The sequence below is a fragment of the Photorhabdus sp. RM71S genome (assembly GCF_042879355.1).
GTDB classification, from domain to species: Bacteria; Pseudomonadota; Gammaproteobacteria; order Enterobacterales; family Enterobacteriaceae; genus Photorhabdus; species Photorhabdus kayaii.
Genome location: NZ_JBHFKV010000037.1, coordinates 34388 through 52461 on the forward strand (window position 1 = coordinate 34388; position 18074 = coordinate 52461).

Sequence of the window (18074 nt, forward strand, 5' to 3'; positions counted from 1 at the left end):
CATGTCGAACAATTATCATATTGCAGTTTTACCCGGTGATGGTATTGGCCCTGAAGTTATGGCACAAGCCTATAAGATATTGGACGCAATCCGTAAGCGTTTCAATATCCGTATCACCACCAGCGAATATGATGTGGGTGGGATTGCTATCGATCGCCACGGCTGTTCACTACCGGCAAAAACCGTAGCAGGTTGCGAACAGGCTGATGCCATATTGTTCGGCTCCGTGGGAGGGCCTAAGTGGGAACATTTACCACCAGCAGAACAACCTGAGCGTGGCGCACTGTTGCCATTACGCAAACATTTCAAACTATTCAGCAACTTACGTCCTGCCCGCTTATATGCTGGATTAGAGGTATTTTGTCCTTTACGCCATGATATTGCCGCCAAAGGCTTTGATATTTTATGTGTCCGTGAATTAACCGGCGGTATCTATTTTGGTCAACCCAAAGGACGTGAAGGCCAAGGTAAATATGAACGAGCATTTGATACTGAGGTTTATCACCGTTTTGAAATCGAGCGTATTGCCCGCATCGCCTTCGAATCCGCTCGCAAACGCGGTAATAAAGTCACATCTATTGATAAAGCAAATGTGTTGCAGAGTTCCGTATTGTGGCGAGAAGTTGTTACTGAGATTGCAAAAGCGTATCCAGATGTAGAAATCAATCACATGTATATTGATAACGCCACCATGCAGTTAATTAAAGATCCATCCCAGTTTGATGTGATGCTGTGCTCTAATATTTTCGGCGATATCTTATCTGATGAGTGCGCCATGATTACCGGTTCAATGGGCATGTTACCTTCTGCCAGCCTGAATGAAAAAGGTTTTGGCCTGTATGAACCCGCTGGTGGTTCTGCACCAGATATTGCCGGAAAAGGTATTGCTAACCCGATAGCCCAGATCCTGTCTGCCGCTTTACTGTTGCGCTATAGCTTAGGTCACAATGACGCCGCTAATGCGATTGAACAAGCGGTTAACTACGCTCTGGAACAGGGCTATCGCACAACAGATTTAGCCGGAAACGGTAAAGCAATTAGCACTGATGAAATGGGCAGCACTATCGCCCGTTATATAGCCGAGGGTGTTTAACATGGCTAAGACTTTATATCAAAAATTATATGACGCTCATATTGTCCGGGAAGTACCTAATGAAACCCCGTTACTCTATATTGATCGTCATCTGGTTCATGAAGTAACCTCCCCGCAAGCTTTTGATGGTTTGCGTACTAAAGGCCGCCCAGTGCACCAACCAGGTAAAACGTTCGCAACAATGGATCATAATGTATCCACGCAAACAAAAGATATTAACGCTTGTGGTGACATGGCACGTATTCAAATGCAGGAGTTGATGAAAAACTGTGCCGAATTCGGTATCACATTATATGACCTCAATCATCCCTATCAGGGGATTGTTCATGTCATCGGCCCTGAACAGGGGATAACCCTACCAGGCATGACGATTGTTTGTGGTGATTCCCACACTGCCACGCACGGAGCATTCGGTTCGTTGGCCTTCGGTATTGGCACTTCTGAAGTTGAACATGTACTCGCTACCCAAACTCTGAAACAAGCCCGTGCCAAGACTATGAAAATCGAAGTGATGGGGGATGTCGGTGATGCTATTACCGCCAAAGATATCGTTCTGGCGATCATCGGCAAAACAGGCAGTGCAGGTGGTACAGGGTATGTGGTGGAATTCTGTGGTAAGGCGATTGAAGCACTTAGCATGGAAGGCCGTATGACTTTATGTAACATGGCAATTGAAATGGGTGCTAAAGCGGGTTTGGTTGCACCGGATGAAACCACTTTTACTTATATGAAAGGCCGCCAGTTCTCACCGAAGGGAGAGCTATGGAAGCAAGCTGTTGCTTACTGGAAGACATTGAAATCCGATCCTGATGCACAATATGACACCATTATTACAATTAATGCAGAAGAGATCTCTCCACAGGTCACATGGGGAACAAACCCTGGACAAGTGATCGCCATTGATCAAACAATTCCAGCGCCGGAATCTTTTAGTGATCCTGTTGAACGAGCATCTGCTGAAAAAGCACTGGCGTATATGGATTTGAAACCCGGTATTAAGCTAACAGATGTGAAGATCGATAAAGTCTTTATCGGCTCTTGCACCAACTCCCGAATTGAAGATTTACGGGCTGCCGCAACCATCGCACAAGGCCATAAAGTTGCACCTGGTGTTCAGGCGATCGTTGTTCCCGGATCAGGCCCCGTTCAAGCACAAGCAGAAGCAGAAGGTTTAGATAAAATTTTCATAGAAGCCGGTTTTGAATGGCGTTTACCCGGATGTTCCATGTGTCTGGCAATGAATAATGACCGCCTGCAACCCGGTGAACGCTGTGCTTCTACCAGTAACCGCAACTTTGAAGGGCGCCAGGGACGTGGTGGACGCACCCATTTGGTAAGTCCAGCGATGGCAGCAGCAGCAGCGATTAATGGTCATTTTATCGATATACGCCATCCAGCACAGAAGTCATAAAGGAGAGAATGATGGAAAAGTTTATTCAACATACCGGCTTAGTTGCTCCTTTAGATGCGGCAAACGTCGATACTGATGCCATTATTCCCAAACAATTCTTGCAAAAAGTCACTCGCACAGGCTTTGGTCAGCATCTGTTTCATGACTGGCGTTTTCTTGATGACGCAGGACAAAAACCTAATCCTGAATTCGTATTAAATCAGCCTTGTTATCAGGGTGCCAGTATCCTTCTGGCTCGTGAAAACTTTGGTTGCGGTTCCTCCCGTGAACATGCACCTTGGGCACTAACGGATTATGGTTTTAAAGTTGTTATCGCCCCAAGTTTTGCGGATATTTTCTACGGTAATGCTTTCAACAACCAATTACTGCCAGTAAAACTGAACGATGACGATGTCAATGAGCTATTTGAGTTGGTTCAGCAAAACAAAGCTTGCCGTTTTACTGTCGATCTAGAACAACAGAAAGTCCATGCTGGCGATAAAGACTATGATTTTGAAATCGATAGTTTCCGGCGCCACTGTATGATGAATGGTCTGGATAGTATTGGCCTAACATTACAACATCTGGATGCCATAATAACCTACGAGCAAGAACAACCGATTTTCCTACGTTAATTTTTCCGTTATTGATTTATCCCGTAGTTTTCTACTACGGGATTTTTCTATCGGTGTCAAAGGCAAAAACAGTACCACCACGTCTATACTCATGCAGACAGTCACATTTTCAGCTATATAAAGGGCTTTAACTAATACTCTACCATTCCCCATCACATTTAAAATAAATTTACAGATAGAAATAGCGATAGTAGCTGGACAAAACGCCTCCAATACCAGATTATTACTCGCTTTAAACTGATATGTAAAAGAAGTAGAGAGTACACAATGTACAATAAGAAAAAAAGCCAGTAAGCTTTCTTACTGGCTGGCAAATCACCATTACTCAAGAAAATTGGGGGAGAAGCCAGATTTCGTCTGGCCTATTGAGCTACTTTCAATATGGATAATTATCGTCGCAATATAAGAAAATAAAAATTGATGAATAATACTCTGGAGTTCCTCTTTTATGCCCAGTTCACGCTTACAACAACAATTCATTCGATTATGGCAACACCATCAAGGAAAAGAGGCTGAAACAACGTTACAAGAACTGGCAAATGTACTGCATTGTTCAAAACGCCATATCCGTTCACTGCTCAACAATATGCAGAAAGCTGGTTGGTTACAGTGGCAGGCTGAGTCCGGGAGAGGGAAACGTTCTCAACTGAATTTTTTACGTGATGGATGGGAATTTCAACAACAACGAGCTGAAGAGTTGCTTGAGCAACATAACGTTGAGAAGTTGGTCCAACTGGTTGGTGATAAAGATACAGTCCGTCATATGGTACTATCCCAGATTGAGCGCCGTTTCCGTCAGGGAAAAAACTTACTGCGGATACTCTATTATCGCCCTTTCCCTAATCTTCTACCCGGTTCACCTTTACGCCGCTCTGAAATTCATCTGGTCAGACAGATATTTAATAGCCTAACCCGCATAAATGAGGAAAATGGGGAACCAGAAGCTGACTTAGCTCATCATTGGCAACAATTATCCTCAAATCACTGGCGCTTCTATCTACGGCCGGCCATCCATTTTCACCACGGCAGAGAATTACAGATGGCGGATGTCATCGCTTCGCTACAAAGATTACGCAACCTGCCCCTTTTTTCTCATATTGAAAAAGTCACGACGCCCACACCCTATGTGATTGATATTTTTCTTTCAGAACCTGATCTCTGGCTCCCTTTATTAATCGGCAGCCCACATGCCATGATCTTGCCTCAAGAGTGGCAAAAGTTACCGAACTTCTCTCGTATGCCAGTGGGAACTGGCCCTTACCAGGTCATAAAAAACAGCGCTCAGAAACTACAAATTCGTGCCTTTGATAATTACTTTGGCTTTCGGGCACTGATTGATCAGGTGAATATATGGTTTCTACCAGAATTAGCGGAGAAACTGGTTTGTACAACTCTGCATCTGGAAAGTGACAGCACGGATAATAACTCGCTAGATAGCAGGATAGAAGAAGGCTGTTATTTCCTACTACACGACCATCGTTCAACTAAATGTAAGAGAGAAGACGTTCGCCAATGGCTATGCAGTCTGCTAACACCGATCAATCTGCTAGCGCATTGTGACCCCTTTTATCAACGTCACTGGTCACCCGCTTATGGTTTATTACTACGCTGGCATCACAGTAAGCTCATATCCGAATTGAACAAACCAGAGGATATTACCCATCTGACCGTCACGCTTTGTCATCAACATCACGAATACCACACAATCAGCCAGATCCTTCAAGCCATACTGACCAAGTGCGGCGTCGAATTGAAAATCAACATCGTGGATTATGACACATGGTTCAATGGTAACACCGAAAGTGACCTCTGGCTTGCTACTGCCAACTTTTATAATCCTCTGGAATTTTCGCTGTTCGCTACGCTGTACGAGATGCCATTATTGAAAAAGTGCCTTGGTAATGACTTAAGTAAAGAAGTATCACAATGGCGACGACAAGAGTTATCGCTTGAAGAGTGGTGCGAAAAAATAGTTGATGAACATTGGTTGCATCCACTGTTCCACCACTGGCTTGAGTTACAGGGACAGAGAAGTATGCGGGGAGTCAAAATGAACACCTTTGGTTGGTTTGATTTCAAATCTGCCTGGTTCAACCCATATGAAGGGTAATTCACAGAAAAAGCCAGAGTTATGAACATACACAGGTGTGCAAACTTGCTTTTATTCACTTTTTCTGTGGATATCTATGTGAAAAAGGCAGGGGTAATTCAGGTATAGCTTTATATTATGAATTATCAATCTATAGACAAAAAATGAAATAGTATTTATTTTTCATTGAAATAGCAGCTATTTATCTCGCTATTTCTAGCGTCAATCACAACTATAATGGACAACGTTAGTTGATGAGAACAAAAAACAATCAAACATTATGTTATCCACAGGTTATGCTTTTTAGTTAAGCAAAAAACAGTGGTTTTTGTAGAAAAAAGTGTTAGTCAAACCTGTAAATCAAACCAGTGATCTCATTTTTGTCTACTTATCCCATAAAACTGTGGATAACATGGTGTAAGATCCTGTTCATTATTACCAGCAATAGGTGAACAAGAACGGCAGTCAATTTTACAATATTTGAAACAGCAATAAAAAATGTTTGTATATCATGCTATTATCACTTTTTAGCTATTGTATGAACCTCAGATTTATTATTCACAGAAACTAAGGCTGTTTTTTGACCTAAAAAACGGATATCTCAAATGAACATACTGTTTTCCCCCCCACCTCCACCAGACAACGAGCAACAGTTGCTTGAATGCGCCCAACTTCTGGCTGGCTTATCAATGGGAGAACTCGCGGCAAAAGCAAATTTACCTATCCCACCCAATCTGAAACGAGATAAAGGCTGGGTAGGCATGTTGCTAGAATATTATCTGGGTGCAAGTGCCGGCAGCAAACCAGAGCAAGATTTCGAACATATCGGTATTGAGCTTAAAACCATCCCAGTAGACAGAAGAGGTTATCCATTAGAAACAACATTTGTCTGCGTTGCACCATTAACAGGGAACAGTGGTATTACCTGGGGAAGCTGTCATGTTAGACGCAAATTATCGCGAGTGCTGTGGATACCTGTTGAAGGTGAACGGGAAATCCCTCTAGCCAAACGCAGGGTTGGCTCTCCTTTATTGTGGAGTCCCAATCAAGAAGAAGAAGAGTTACTACGTCGCGACTGGGAAGAATTGATGGATTTCATCGTGCTTGGCAAAGTAGAGAGCGTTACCGCCCGTCATGGCGAAGTATTACAGTTGCGCCCAAAAGCGGCTAACAGCAAAGCATTAACCGAAGCAATCGGCGTACACGGCCAGCCTATTATGACTCTGCCTCGCGGGTTCTATCTAAGGAAAAATTTCACTGCTCCTCTACTGGCCCGTCATTTTTTGATTTAACGTTGAGTTCTGACTGATTTTTACATCGACATACTTACCTTACATCTAATCAGGCGTATAATTAGATTTTTACCTTAAGGTTTTAATAAGCAATGTTAGAATGGATTGTTGATCCCCACGCCTGGATGGCACTTGCCACCCTGACAATTCTAGAAATCGTTTTAGGGATTGATAACATTATCTTTTTGTCACTTGTTGTGGCAAAACTCCCTAACCATCAACAAAATAAAGCACGTAAGATCGGACTAATGGGAGCAATGCTAATGCGCTTAGCGCTGTTAGCCTCTATTGCCTGGGTTATTCGACTAACCTACCCGATATTGACAGTTTTTGAACATGACATTTCTGCCCGTGACTTAATCCTATTCTTTGGCGGTCTATTCCTGATCTGGAAAGCCAGCAAAGAAATCCACGAAGCGATCGAAGGTGACAATGAAGGGGAGCTAAAACGTCCTGTTCACTCCTTCCTGGGGGCCATTATCCAGATTATGTTGCTGGACATTATTTTCAGCCTGGATTCAGTCATCACCGCTGTTGGCCTGTCCGATCACCTATTCATTATGATGGCAGCCGTTATCATAGCCGTCTGTGTCATGATGCTCGCCGCTCGTCCTATCGGTGAATTCGTTGACCGTCACCCTTCCGTCAAAATGCTGGCGCTGTCGTTCTTAATCCTTGTAGGCTTTACCCTTATTCTGGAAAGCGTACAAGTGCATATACCTAAAGGTTACATCTATTTTGCCATGTTCTTCTCAATGGCAGTGGAAACACTGAATCTCATGCGTGGGAAAAAGAAAAGAAATTAGAAATAGCGCTAAATAACGCTAAAAAATATTCTTCTTTGATTTAAAAAGTATGCCATAGATGCCCAGTTCAGTACTGCGGCATCTCAATTCTATGCAGCAAAAAATTGCCGGTTATTTCGGCATTTTTTATACTTAGCTAACCTCATTTGTTTTCTTATCTTCGCTACGACTGACAATCTTGGCGCTCACTCGCTGACGATAAGTAAAATTGTGGCCCTCACCGCACGTGATCTCTGTTGCCGCCTGAATATCGCCGATATTTTCCAGCACAATACAATTCGTAAACTGGCTGAATATATTGAGAACAAAGCCGTCGCGACAGAACACGCCATTGCAATTGCAGAGGAACGACGCACATCGCTGAGTCCGCAACAGAACCTGCTGTGGTACCTGAGTGCGCTTAACCCCGATGATTGTAGCTACACCCTCCCGCTCGCCGTGGAAATTCGCGGCCATTTAGCACCGACCAACGTTTAAATACTCAGGCGCGTTCGTTTTCACCTTCTGGCAAGGCGGGTTGCCGTTCGCTACGAACGATACTCCCTGCCAGCATCAGTGCACAAATGCTGCTGATTGTCAGTACCACGCCAAGGCGTTGCGCTAACCCTGCCAGAACCAGGCCGCCCCCTAACATCAGGTAATACATCAAACCAAGGATCGCCCCCGCCGTTCCCATGCAATCTTTATAGTGCCGCAGGGCACGCGCCAGAATATTGGGAATGGCAATACCATATGCCATCACAACCAGCATCATTGGCAAGACAAACCATACCGTTTCTTCCAGCAAGAACACCAAGATACCGCCAGAAAGCAGTAGAACACACGCCAGTGTCAGCAACGCGGTAAATAACCAGTGCTTGGCGATCAGAAGCTTGTTAATGGCTGCTCCAAGGCCCACACCTGCTGCCAACACCAGCCCGGTATAGCCAAACCATTGCGCAGGAAGACCCAGTGTTTCAAAACGGAACGGTGCTAATTGGTAAAAACTGAACATGCAGATATTGAATAGAGCGACCAACAGCGCACTGTGCCAGATGTCACCATCTTTAGTCATACGCCCCAGAGTACCGAAGAAGGAGCTTTTCACGACCTCTTGCGGGCGAGTTTCTGGCAGTTGCCATGCAGCATAAGCCAGCAACGCCGCCGCTAATATTGCCAGACCGCTAAAGACACCCTGATAGCCCCAATAATGGGTCAGTAACGCACCGCTCAGCACGCCGATCGCCGGGCTAACCGCCATAGCTATCCCCATCACCGAAAACACCTGCGCCAATTCGTAGCCGCTGAACTGATCACGAATGACGGTCTGGGTGCCCACCGATCCCACCGCCGCACCAAAGGCTGCCAACACCCTCGCCACCAATAATATGGTAAAACTATCGCAGAAGACCGCTAAGATCGATGCCAACATATATAACGCGAGTCCGACAAGGATCGTAGGACGCCGTCCAATCACATCACACATCCGCCCCCACACCACAACACCGAAGGCAAAAGCAAAGAAGTAACAAGACAAAGTTTGCGCGGCCATTTCCGCGCTGACATGAAACCCTTCAGCAATATGAGTAAGCACTGGGCTGTAGATCGTTTCCACCACTTGGGGAAACATCATCATAGATGTTGCCAGTGTGAGGGTAAGTTTGCGTTGCATAGCAAGTCCTGTGACTGAAGGTAAAATAAGGACACCAAGGTATCATCCTCGCTCTGTTGTCTGCTACAATATAAAAGACAAAAAATTTACATAATCGGACAGAATATGACATGGCTTAACGCTCAGGATACCTTTGATCCAGATTCGTTCGACAATAGCGTATTGGGCATCGCAGCCGAATTGGCTCAGCATGACTCTGGCCCACACTGGCATAGGATGGGGCAACTACTGTTTAGTCAGCAAGGCTGCATGCGCATTATGCTCAACGAGAGCATCTGCATGCTCCCGCCGGGTCGTATCGCTTGGATTCCACCGCGGGTAGAGCATCGGGTGCAAGTCAGCGGTGTGGTAGGTTATCGCTCAGTGTATCTCGATCGTTCCCATTACCCTAGTCTGCCTGAATGCTTAGAAGTCCTGACGGCTTCACCTTTGCTACGCGAAGTGCTGGAGCGCATTGCCATCGCTGAGTTCGACACCAACTGGCAGCACGGTGCTACCGCTAATATTCTAGCGGTATGCCTGGATGAGATACAACTGGCACCACGCGAATTAACCCTGCTGCCCCTACCCAGTGACCGCCGCCTGAGAAATTTAGCCGATATGGTCACAGTACCGCCGCTGTACGAGCTGGCTAGTTATATCGGCGCATCGGAAAAAACCATTAGCCGCATCTTCCGGCGTGAAACTGGGCTGAACTATCAACAGTGGCGGCAACAATGGCGGCTAATCAAAGCAATTGAGCTACTAGCAGAGGGATACGGCCAATCTGACGTCGCCAGTCAACTGGCTTTTTCCAGCGATAGCGCTTTCGCCACCTTTTTTAAAAATATGGTAGGCAGCCCTCCACGGGCATATATGGCAATGCGCAGCTAATTGTTTAATCTCAGATGGAAGGACTGACACTGATTTCAGCCAATAGTATTTTCTCTCAATATGACATCCGGTTAATTGATGCTCACATGTAAAAAATGACAAAGAGCCTCCAGAAAAGCATATAAAGGTTACATCAATCCAAATAACAGCCGAGTTTCAAGGGATAGCGCCACAACTCAGTACGAGCTTATTTCACTATCCCCTAAGACTATACTAAGACTACGTGCTCTTTAGCGCTTCTTAGATGCCTGTAAATAAAGCATCTCCAGTGCAATAGTCGCACCTGCCAGAGCCGTAATTTCAGACTGATCATAAGCTGGAGCAACTTCTACCACATCCATACCGACAATATTTAGCGGTTGCAAACCACGCAGCAATTTCAGTGCACGATCGGTTGTCAGGCCACCAATGACTGGCGTACCCGTACCCGGCGCAAAAGCTGGATCAAGACAATCGATATCGAAAGTCAGGTAAACCGGCATATCACCAACCGTCTCTTTTATCTGAGCAAGCAAATCATCCACACTACGGTCATTAACCTGATCAGCATCCAGCACCGTAAAACCATCGTCCCGTCCATGTTCAGTACGAATACCAATTTGTACTGAATGATGCGGATCGATCAACCCTTCATTTGGTGCGTGATAGAACATGGTACCGTGATCAAATTGGCTACCGTTTGGATAGGTGTCAGCATGAGCATCAAAATGAACCAGAGCCATTTTACCGAAATGTTTGGCATGAGCGCGCAACAAAGGCAAAGTAATAAAGTGGTCACCACCAAAAGAGAGCATACGCTTACCGGAAGCCAGCACTTTTTCAGCATGAGCTTGTAATTTATCACTCATATCCTGAGCATCACCAAAGTTGAAGACCACATCACCGCAATCTACAACTTTAAGACAATTGCGTAGCTTAAAATCCCACGGCCAACGGCGGCTTTCCCATGCCAAGTTAGTAGAAGCCTGACGAATGGCCGCAGGCCCGTGGCGACTACCTGCACGACCTGATGTTGCTATGTCAAATGGTACGCCAGTAATTACCCACTCTGCATCGCTGGAATATGGCTGGAAATTCAGCGGAAAGCGCAGGAAACCGAAGGCATTAGAAACCAGAGAGTCATCTTGTTGGTTGCCCAAGGTACTTATTGTCATGAGATATATCCTCAAAAGTTTCCCGACAGAACAAAGCTATTTAATTCCAGGATGCCCATGCCATGACGAAATGGGATATTTCTGAGATAACCCTATTTCTCTGCATCTCCGCATCTGGTTTATATTAAATAACGTTATCTGTATACAGGAGGCTTAATTAACACCAGAAGATTATTCATCTTCCAGATATGTGTAGCCATAAAGACCACTTTCAAATTCCAGTAAAAATTGCTCTTGCAAGCCTGTATCCAAATCCGTGCCTTTTACTTGATCACGGAAGCGAGCCATCAGTACATTAGGGTCCAGTTTCACATATTGCAGCATATCCGCGACTGAATCCCCCTCTTCACTTTGGTTATAGGTCACTTCGCCATTATCGAATACATAAACATCAATAGCCGCTGTATCGCCAAACAGGTTATGCATATTGCCAAGAATTTCCTGATATGCTCCCACCATAAAGAAACCAATCATTGGCGGGCAATCAGGATCATAAGCGGGCATCGGCATGGTCGCGGCTACACCATCACCATCCACATAATGATCAACAATACCATCGGAGTCACAGGTGATATCTAACAATACCGCACGGCGATCCAACGGCTTATCCAGTCCCTCAATGGGTAACACAGGAAATAACTGATCGATACCCCATGCATCAGGCAGAGACTGGAACAGTGAGAAATTCACATAGAATTTGTCTGCCATACGCTCTTGCAACTCATCAATAATTGGCCGGTGAGCACGGTTGCTTGGATCAAGATCCTGTTGAATACGGCGACAGATATTCAGATATAACTCTTCCGCCCACGCCCGTTCTGTCAAATCCAGCATGCCATGAGCATATTGTGTATGAACATCATGCAGATCGAGCTGACCATCATGCAGCGATTCACGTAAAGAGCGTCTATTTCCTTCTGAATGCATCTCCTGCCATGTTTCCCACAAACTGGTGAGCGGGCGGGAAGCATCTTCTGCCGGTGGTGTCGTCTGCGTAAATTCATTACGCTCAACCCCGATAACATTAGAGACCAAGACAGTATGGTGAGCGGTCAGGGCACGACCGGATTCCGTGATAACCGTAGGATGGGGTAAACCATGTTCATCACAAGCATCACCAATACCCCAGATGACATTGTTGGCATATTCATTCAACCCATAGTTCACAGAACAATCAGATTGAGAACGGGTCCCTTCATAATCGACCCCCAGTCCACCACCAACATCAAAACATTGAATATTTACCCCGAGTTTATGTAACTCGACATAAAAACGCGCTGACTCACGGACACCTGTTGCAATATCACGGATATTCGCCAACTGTGAGCCAAGGTGAAAATGCAACAATTGCAGACTATCAAGTCGATCCACTGCGCGCAAAATCTCAACCAATTGCAATACCTGAGTTGCCGCCAGCCCAAACTTCGATTTTTCACCGCCACTGGCTTGCCATTTACCTGAACCCTGAGATGCCAAACGTGCACGGACTCCCAAACGCGGGATCACATTCAATCGTTCAGCTTCTTCCAATACTTGGGCAATCTCAGACATCTTTTCGATCACCAAATAAACCTTGTGACCTAACTTCTCACCTATTAGCGCCAGACGAATATATTCACGATCTTTATATCCATTACACACGATGACGGTACGAGTCATACCCGCATGGGCCAGCACTGCCATTAATTCCGCTTTAGAGCCAGCCTCAAGCCCTAAAGGTTCACCGGAACTGGCCAGTGATTCAATAACGCGGCGTTGTTGGTTAACTTTAATGGGATAAACTAAAAAGTAATCGCCTTTATAACCATATAACTCTCTGGCACGTTTAAATGCAGCATTGATTGAACGCAAACGATGTTGCAGGATTTGAGGGAAACAAAATAGCGCTGGCAAACGCAAATGTTTCTGCTCCTGCTGAACTTTTTTCACCAATTCCGCAAGATCAATTTTTGCCCCCGGCAAATCAGGATTTGGACACACACTAACATTGCCAAGATCATTGACGTAGTAGTAACTCCCTCCCCAATATGCAATATTGTAAGTCTGTTGCATTTTACGAGCGATATTATCATTCATGGCAGTCTCCTTAAGGGAGTTAGAGTTTTTCGCCTTCGCCTGTAATTAATAAATAACCCAAAACACCATAATCTCGCGTGTTGAGAAATATCAGGGAACAGCATGCTCTCAGGTTGTAAAAAGCGTTTAGTTACTACTAAACAACGACAAAATTACCGAGTGACAATACGACTGTCCGACATATCCGGCCTGTTTGCTGACAACAGATAACATCGAATTAAAGACATATTGAAAAGAAAGGAAAAAGACGCGGATACATCCGACGACAAGTGTGGCTGTTGGCCATTAGCAATCAGCAGATAATGGTTCATTACCCCATTCACCCCCACACATGACTCATATCTAAGGAGCCATTTTCTCGATTGAGAAACAGAAGCTAGTTAGCTTTCTGCGAGTCTGTAGCAAAAATAGTTCAACTACGGCCGCAGTTTATACTCGCAATCACATAAAATTGCAAAATGAAATTGAACAAAACTGACATACAAACCAAGAAATTATTCATTCATCCAATGAAAATTACTCGCTGAACTAAAAAAATCTAGCACATGGATAAGAATTACCCTAAAATAGCCATCTAGATGTTAATCCATCCATTTCCAAACTGAAATTATATTTTAAGGTAACGTTATATAATGACCACATACCTTTTCACTTCCGAATCTGTTTCCGAAGGGCATCCTGATAAAATTGCAGACCAAATATCTGATGCCGTTCTTGATGCTATTCTAGAACAAGATCCAAAAGCACGAGTTGCCTGCGAAACCTATGTTAAAACCGGCATGGTCATGGTTGGTGGTGAAATTACTACCAGCGCTTGGGTTGATATTGAAGAAATTACGCGACAAACAGTTCGAGAGATTGGTTATGTTAATTCTGAAATGGGTTTTGATGCAAACTCATGTGCAGTATTAAGTGCCATTGGTAAACAATCACCGGATATTAACCAAGGTGTTGACCGTGAAGATCCCCTGCAACAAGGTGCTGGTGACCAAGGGCTAATGTTTGGTTATGCAACCAACGAAACTGATGTACTCATGCCTGCGCCTATCACCTATGCACACCGTCTGGTTCAGCGTCAAGCTGAAGTTCGGAAAAATGGTGTACTGCCGTGGTTACGCCCCGATGCTAAAAGCCAAGTCACTTTCCAATACAATAACGACAAAATTGTCGGCGTTGACGCGGTTGTACTTTCCACACAGCATGCTGAAAATATTAGTCAGAAAGATCTGCAAGAAGCGGTCATGGAAGAGATCATCAAGCCGGTACTGCCTGCTGAATGGTTAAATCCAACAACCAAATATTTCATTAATCCAACCGGTCGTTTTGTCATTGGCGGCCCAATGGGTGACTGTGGTCTGACTGGTCGTAAAATCATCGTAGATACTTACGGTGGCATGGCACGTCATGGTGGCGGAGCATTCTCCGGTAAAGATCCATCCAAAGTCGACCGTTCAGCGGCTTATGCTGCACGCTATGTGGCAAAAAATATTGTCGCGGCGGGTCTGGCTGATCGTTGCGAAATTCAAGTTTCTTACGCTATCGGCGTTGCAGAACCCACTTCCATCATGGTGGAAACATTCGGCACTGAAAAAGTTTCAACAGCAACTTTGACTCTACTGGTACGTGAATTCTTTGATTTACGTCCTCATGGTTTGATTCAGATGCTGGATCTATTGCACCCAATCTATCGTGATACTGCCGCTTATGGTCATTTTGGTCGTCCACAGTTCCCGTGGGAAGCCACTGATAAAGCAGAAGCACTGCGTGATGCTGCGGGTCTAAAGCTATCAGCGATGAATATGTAAAAATATATACCCTATGGATTTCAAGATGGATCGCGACGGCAAGGGAGTGAATCCCCGGGAGCATAGGTAACTATGTGACCGGGGTGAGCGAATGCAGCCAACAAAGAGGCAACTTGAAAGATGACGGGTATAAAAACAAAAAGCCCGGTTTAGATAACTGAACTCGGCTTTTTTAGCATTAGCTGACAATTGAAGAATCCCTAACAATATTATTATCAGCTTGTTTCAGGATTTCTAATAAAATTCACTGATCCTTGCCTATTTACTTTCAATACATGAAATTAGTTAACGTTCCAATTTCTCTACAACAAGCCATTATGAATATTTTGCAGCAAAAACTGCAACAAGCAAACTTATATCTCAACCGTGATTTTCCTGAACCTACAATAAACTACCGCCAGAGGGGAACTACTGCGGGCAGTGCCTATATAAAAAATTGGGAAATCCGCCTTAATCCAGTATTATTGATTGAAAATCAACAAACTTTTATTAATGAAGTTGTGCCTCACGAATTAGCTCATCTATTGGTTTATCGCTACTTTGGGAAAGTGCCTCCACATGGAAAACAGTGGCGTTGGATGATGGAAAAAGTACTGAACGTTCCAGCTAGCCGTACACACAAATTTAAAGTCGACTCAGTACGTAGTCAAACTTTTACTTATTACTGTAGTTGCCAACAACATGAACTAACTCTACGACGCCATAATAAAATTCTGCGAGGAGAAAGTCATTATATCTGTCAAAAATGCGGAGAAAAGCTTATTATTAAATCAATTGATTCTTTCAATCCTAATTTATAAAGATTTATAATAATAAAAATGTGATTTAATTACCCCACTGCCTGAATATAAATCACACTAATAATATATGAACCAAAATCCTATTCTATCAAAAAATTCTTATAAATATTCTCATTTTAAAAAAGCAAGAAATTTTTTAAGTAAAATTAAAATCTCCAGATAAGAAAATTAAGCAATAATTAATTTTAAAGTTAATCCTGTTAAGGTTCTGTATTACCATCAGGTTAAAAAACTGAGTCTAAGATAAACCACAAAAATAATGGATCATATCTATCTCAAATAGTCCAGATACAAGCCTTGTATAGGGAAGAAAGGGATAACATTTATACCCGTCATCTTTCAAGTTGCCTCTTTGTTGGCTGCACTCGCTCACCCCGGTCACATAGTTATCTATGCTCCCGGGGATTCACTCCCTTGCCGTCGCGATCCATCTTGAAATCCATTGGGTATAGAGTGAACATCTATCTGATAGGAATCAATTAACCACCTTTTACATCTTACAATATATTAATATTTATTTAATGATGAAATTATTTCCGGAAGTCTATACAACCTTTGAATTATCCCCTTCCCCGGCCTTGATAATCTCGGTATAATATTCAACTAATTGTTTAGCTGTAAAGAAAGAATTAGGCGCCAAAATCATTACTCCATTATAGCCACTATTAACAACTGAACTACAAATTCCTTTCACTTTAGATAAAGAGGTGAATTCTGGAGAGATGCAAAAAACAAATTTTCCTTTTTCATTCCATAACCAACATATTTATCCAATTTACTAACACTACCAATATAATTCATCTCATAACCTTCATCCAAGAAATCTGCTACATTTTCTTGACCATAACACTGTTACCCTTTTTTCCACACGCTTACGAATCAGGTAGAAATTAAATAGTCTGGACCCAGAAAAATACAGGACTCAGACCTTAATGAACGCGTGATTTAAATTATCTAATTTTTGAGAACAATTCACAAGGCTAGGATAGTTTTGACTGTCATATTTTTTAAATAAATATTAGTTACAAAAAATTTACCTGCTCTTGTTTCTTGCTGAATATTGTTTGCAAAATAGTTTAATTTTAATCATTACTTTATATACCCAATGGATTTCAAGATGCATCGCGACGGCAAGGGAGTGAATCCCCGGGAGCATAGATAACTATGTGACCGGGGTGAGCGAGTGCAGCCAACAAAGAGGCAACTTGAAAGATGACGGGTATAAATGTTCTTTTAATCGTAATATATATAATAAAATAAGGTATCCATATATATGTATAAAACACAGTTCTAAAAAGCAAGAAAAGATAATTATAATCCAGTTTTATTTTATATACATAATGAGCCAATGTTAAATCGGTTATTACAAATAATGAAGTAAAAACCAAAAGGATAATATAAAATAAAGGTATTCTTTTTTCTAAAGAAAAGAACAGATGTATAAAGTGCAACTCCAAAAATAAAGTGCACATCCCTTTTATCAATGACAAATAGTTTTGCCTTAACCTCAGCATCTCCTCCTGTCTGACAGTTGGATACCGGGCAAAGCCGCTTGACGTGACCCCTAATCACGACACAGCACACGGTATTTGACGCCTGATCCTGCGTCATTATGAATAAATTTAAACGTTATCCCACTGGTTTTGCGAAGACTGATAATTGATGACATGAACGGCCTATCGACCTGATGAGAAACCTAAAGGTTAAGATGGCTTATTAAAGCCGAGTGGTTTTTTAGGAACATCAGGCGCGTAACTCATCGAGGCGCGGGCATCCTTGCCTATAGTGACGCCGGATAGATTTAAGCATAAGCAAGCCCCAAATTCATCAAAATGCGTGTTGCAACAACGAGGGTGACCATAGATTTAACCTTTCATATGGAAAAATAAAATGATACAGACCCTGATACGCAAAAACCCCCAGCTCTCGCTGAGGGTTTCTACTGTATTTAAAGCCTGGCAGTTCCCTACTCTCACATGGGGAGACCCCACACTACCATCGGCGCTACGGCGTTTCACTGCTGAGTTCGGCATGGGGTCAGGTGGGACCGCCGCGCTATCGCCGCCAGGCATATTCGGTTTCATTCCGGCCGTTGTCGCTCCTTGCTGCCACAACCGCCCGAACCAATCTCTGAACAAGCTGAAAATTTCATCTCTCTGCCGGCTTCTGACAGCTATTCACTGTCTTCCGGCGCCAAAACACCTTCGGTGTTGTAAGGTTAAGCCTCTCGGTTCATTAGTACTGGTCAGCTCAATGCATCGCTGCACTTACACACCCAGCCTATCCACGTCTTCGTCTCAAACGTTCCTTCCGTGACCTCAAGTCAAGGGAAGACTCATCTCAAGGCAAGTTTCCCGCTTAGATGCTTTCAGCGGTTATCTCTCCCGCACTTAGCTACCGGGCGATGCCA

At 43.7% G+C, this 18074-nt stretch carries 14 protein-coding genes and 2 rRNA genes; 10 read left to right on the forward strand and 6 right to left on the reverse strand.

The window, feature by feature from the left end:
• Position 1: 1 nt before the first annotated feature.
• From leuB to ACGF5R_RS17455, 7 genes are all read left to right on the forward strand, one after another.
• Positions 2-1093, forward strand: coding sequence for a 3-isopropylmalate dehydrogenase (gene leuB, locus ACGF5R_RS17425; protein WP_112878564.1), 1092 nt, complete (start codon positions 2-4; stop codon positions 1091-1093).
• A 1-nt stretch (position 1094) separates the two neighbouring features.
• Positions 1095-2504 carry a 3-isopropylmalate dehydratase large subunit gene (gene leuC, locus ACGF5R_RS17430; RefSeq protein ID WP_112878565.1) on the forward strand — a complete coding sequence of 470 codons (1410 nt, stop codon included), beginning with the start codon at positions 1095-1097 and terminating at the stop codon, positions 2502-2504.
• An 8-nt stretch (positions 2505-2512) separates the two neighbouring features.
• Positions 2513-3118: a 3-isopropylmalate dehydratase small subunit gene (gene leuD, locus ACGF5R_RS17435; RefSeq protein ID WP_112878566.1), complete on the forward strand. Its 606-nt coding sequence runs from the start codon at positions 2513-2515 to the stop codon at positions 3116-3118.
• A gap of 448 nt (positions 3119-3566) precedes the next feature.
• Entirely contained in the window at positions 3567-5228 is a 1662-nt protein-coding gene (sgrR, locus tag ACGF5R_RS17440) for an HTH-type transcriptional regulator SgrR (protein WP_112878567.1), read from the forward strand.
• A 584-nt stretch (positions 5229-5812) separates the two neighbouring features.
• On the forward strand, positions 5813-6499 hold the full coding sequence (mutH, locus tag ACGF5R_RS17445) for a DNA mismatch repair endonuclease MutH (RefSeq protein WP_112878568.1): 687 nt from the start codon (positions 5813-5815) through the stop codon (positions 6497-6499).
• A gap of 92 nt (positions 6500-6591) precedes the next feature.
• Positions 6592-7305: a TerC family protein gene (locus tag ACGF5R_RS17450; RefSeq protein WP_112878569.1), complete on the forward strand. Its 714-nt coding sequence runs from the start codon at positions 6592-6594 to the stop codon at positions 7303-7305.
• 156 nt (positions 7306-7461) lie between these two features.
• Positions 7462-7782, forward strand: a complete 321-nt coding sequence (locus ACGF5R_RS17455; RefSeq protein WP_255566985.1) for a phosphopantetheine-binding protein — start codon at positions 7462-7464, stop codon at positions 7780-7782.
• Positions 7783-7786: 4 nt separating this feature from the next.
• On the opposite strand, the gene ACGF5R_RS17460 is transcribed toward ACGF5R_RS17455, so the two are convergent.
• Entirely contained in the window at positions 7787-8956 is a 1170-nt protein-coding gene (locus tag ACGF5R_RS17460; protein ID WP_112878571.1) for an MFS transporter, read from the reverse strand.
• Positions 8957-9061: 105 nt separating this feature from the next.
• On the opposite strand from ACGF5R_RS17460, the gene ACGF5R_RS17465 reads away from it, so the two are divergent.
• A complete protein-coding gene (locus ACGF5R_RS17465; RefSeq protein WP_112878572.1) occupies positions 9062-9829 on the forward strand; it encodes a helix-turn-helix transcriptional regulator in 768 nt (255 codons plus the stop codon).
• 230 nt (positions 9830-10059) lie between these two features.
• Here ACGF5R_RS17465 and speB read toward each other — a convergent pair whose 3' ends face one another.
• Positions 10060-10983: an agmatinase gene (gene speB, locus ACGF5R_RS17470; RefSeq protein WP_112878573.1), complete on the reverse strand. Its 924-nt coding sequence runs from the start codon at positions 10981-10983 to the stop codon at positions 10060-10062.
• A 171-nt stretch (positions 10984-11154) separates the two neighbouring features.
• Positions 11155-13059: a biosynthetic arginine decarboxylase gene (speA, locus tag ACGF5R_RS17475; RefSeq protein ID WP_112878574.1), complete on the reverse strand. Its 1905-nt coding sequence runs from the start codon at positions 13057-13059 to the stop codon at positions 11155-11157.
• Positions 13060-13691: 632 nt separating this feature from the next.
• Between speA and metK the strand changes: the two genes are divergently transcribed.
• Together metK and ACGF5R_RS17485 are read left to right on the forward strand one after the other, a co-directional pair.
• Positions 13692-14864 (forward strand): methionine adenosyltransferase, encoded by a 1173-nt coding sequence (metK, locus tag ACGF5R_RS17480; protein WP_011147846.1) that lies wholly within the window; start codon positions 13692-13694, stop codon positions 14862-14864.
• Between the two features lie 275 nt (positions 14865-15139).
• Complete coding sequence (locus ACGF5R_RS17485) at positions 15140-15664, forward strand: SprT family zinc-dependent metalloprotease (protein WP_112878575.1); 525 nt, start codon at positions 15140-15142, stop codon at positions 15662-15664.
• Between the two features lie 1112 nt (positions 15665-16776).
• On the opposite strand, the gene ACGF5R_RS17490 is transcribed toward ACGF5R_RS17485, so the two are convergent.
• The 3 genes from ACGF5R_RS17490 to ACGF5R_RS17500 form a co-directional block, all read right to left on the reverse strand.
• On the reverse strand, positions 16777-17178 hold the full coding sequence (locus ACGF5R_RS17490) for a DUF2569 domain-containing protein (protein ID WP_262981025.1): 402 nt from the start codon (positions 17176-17178) through the stop codon (positions 16777-16779).
• A 439-nt stretch (positions 17179-17617) separates the two neighbouring features.
• Positions 17618-17733, reverse strand: a 5S ribosomal RNA gene (rrf, locus tag ACGF5R_RS17495).
• A 145-nt stretch (positions 17734-17878) separates the two neighbouring features.
• A 23S ribosomal RNA gene (locus ACGF5R_RS17500) occupies positions 17879-18074 on the reverse strand; the annotation flags it as partial.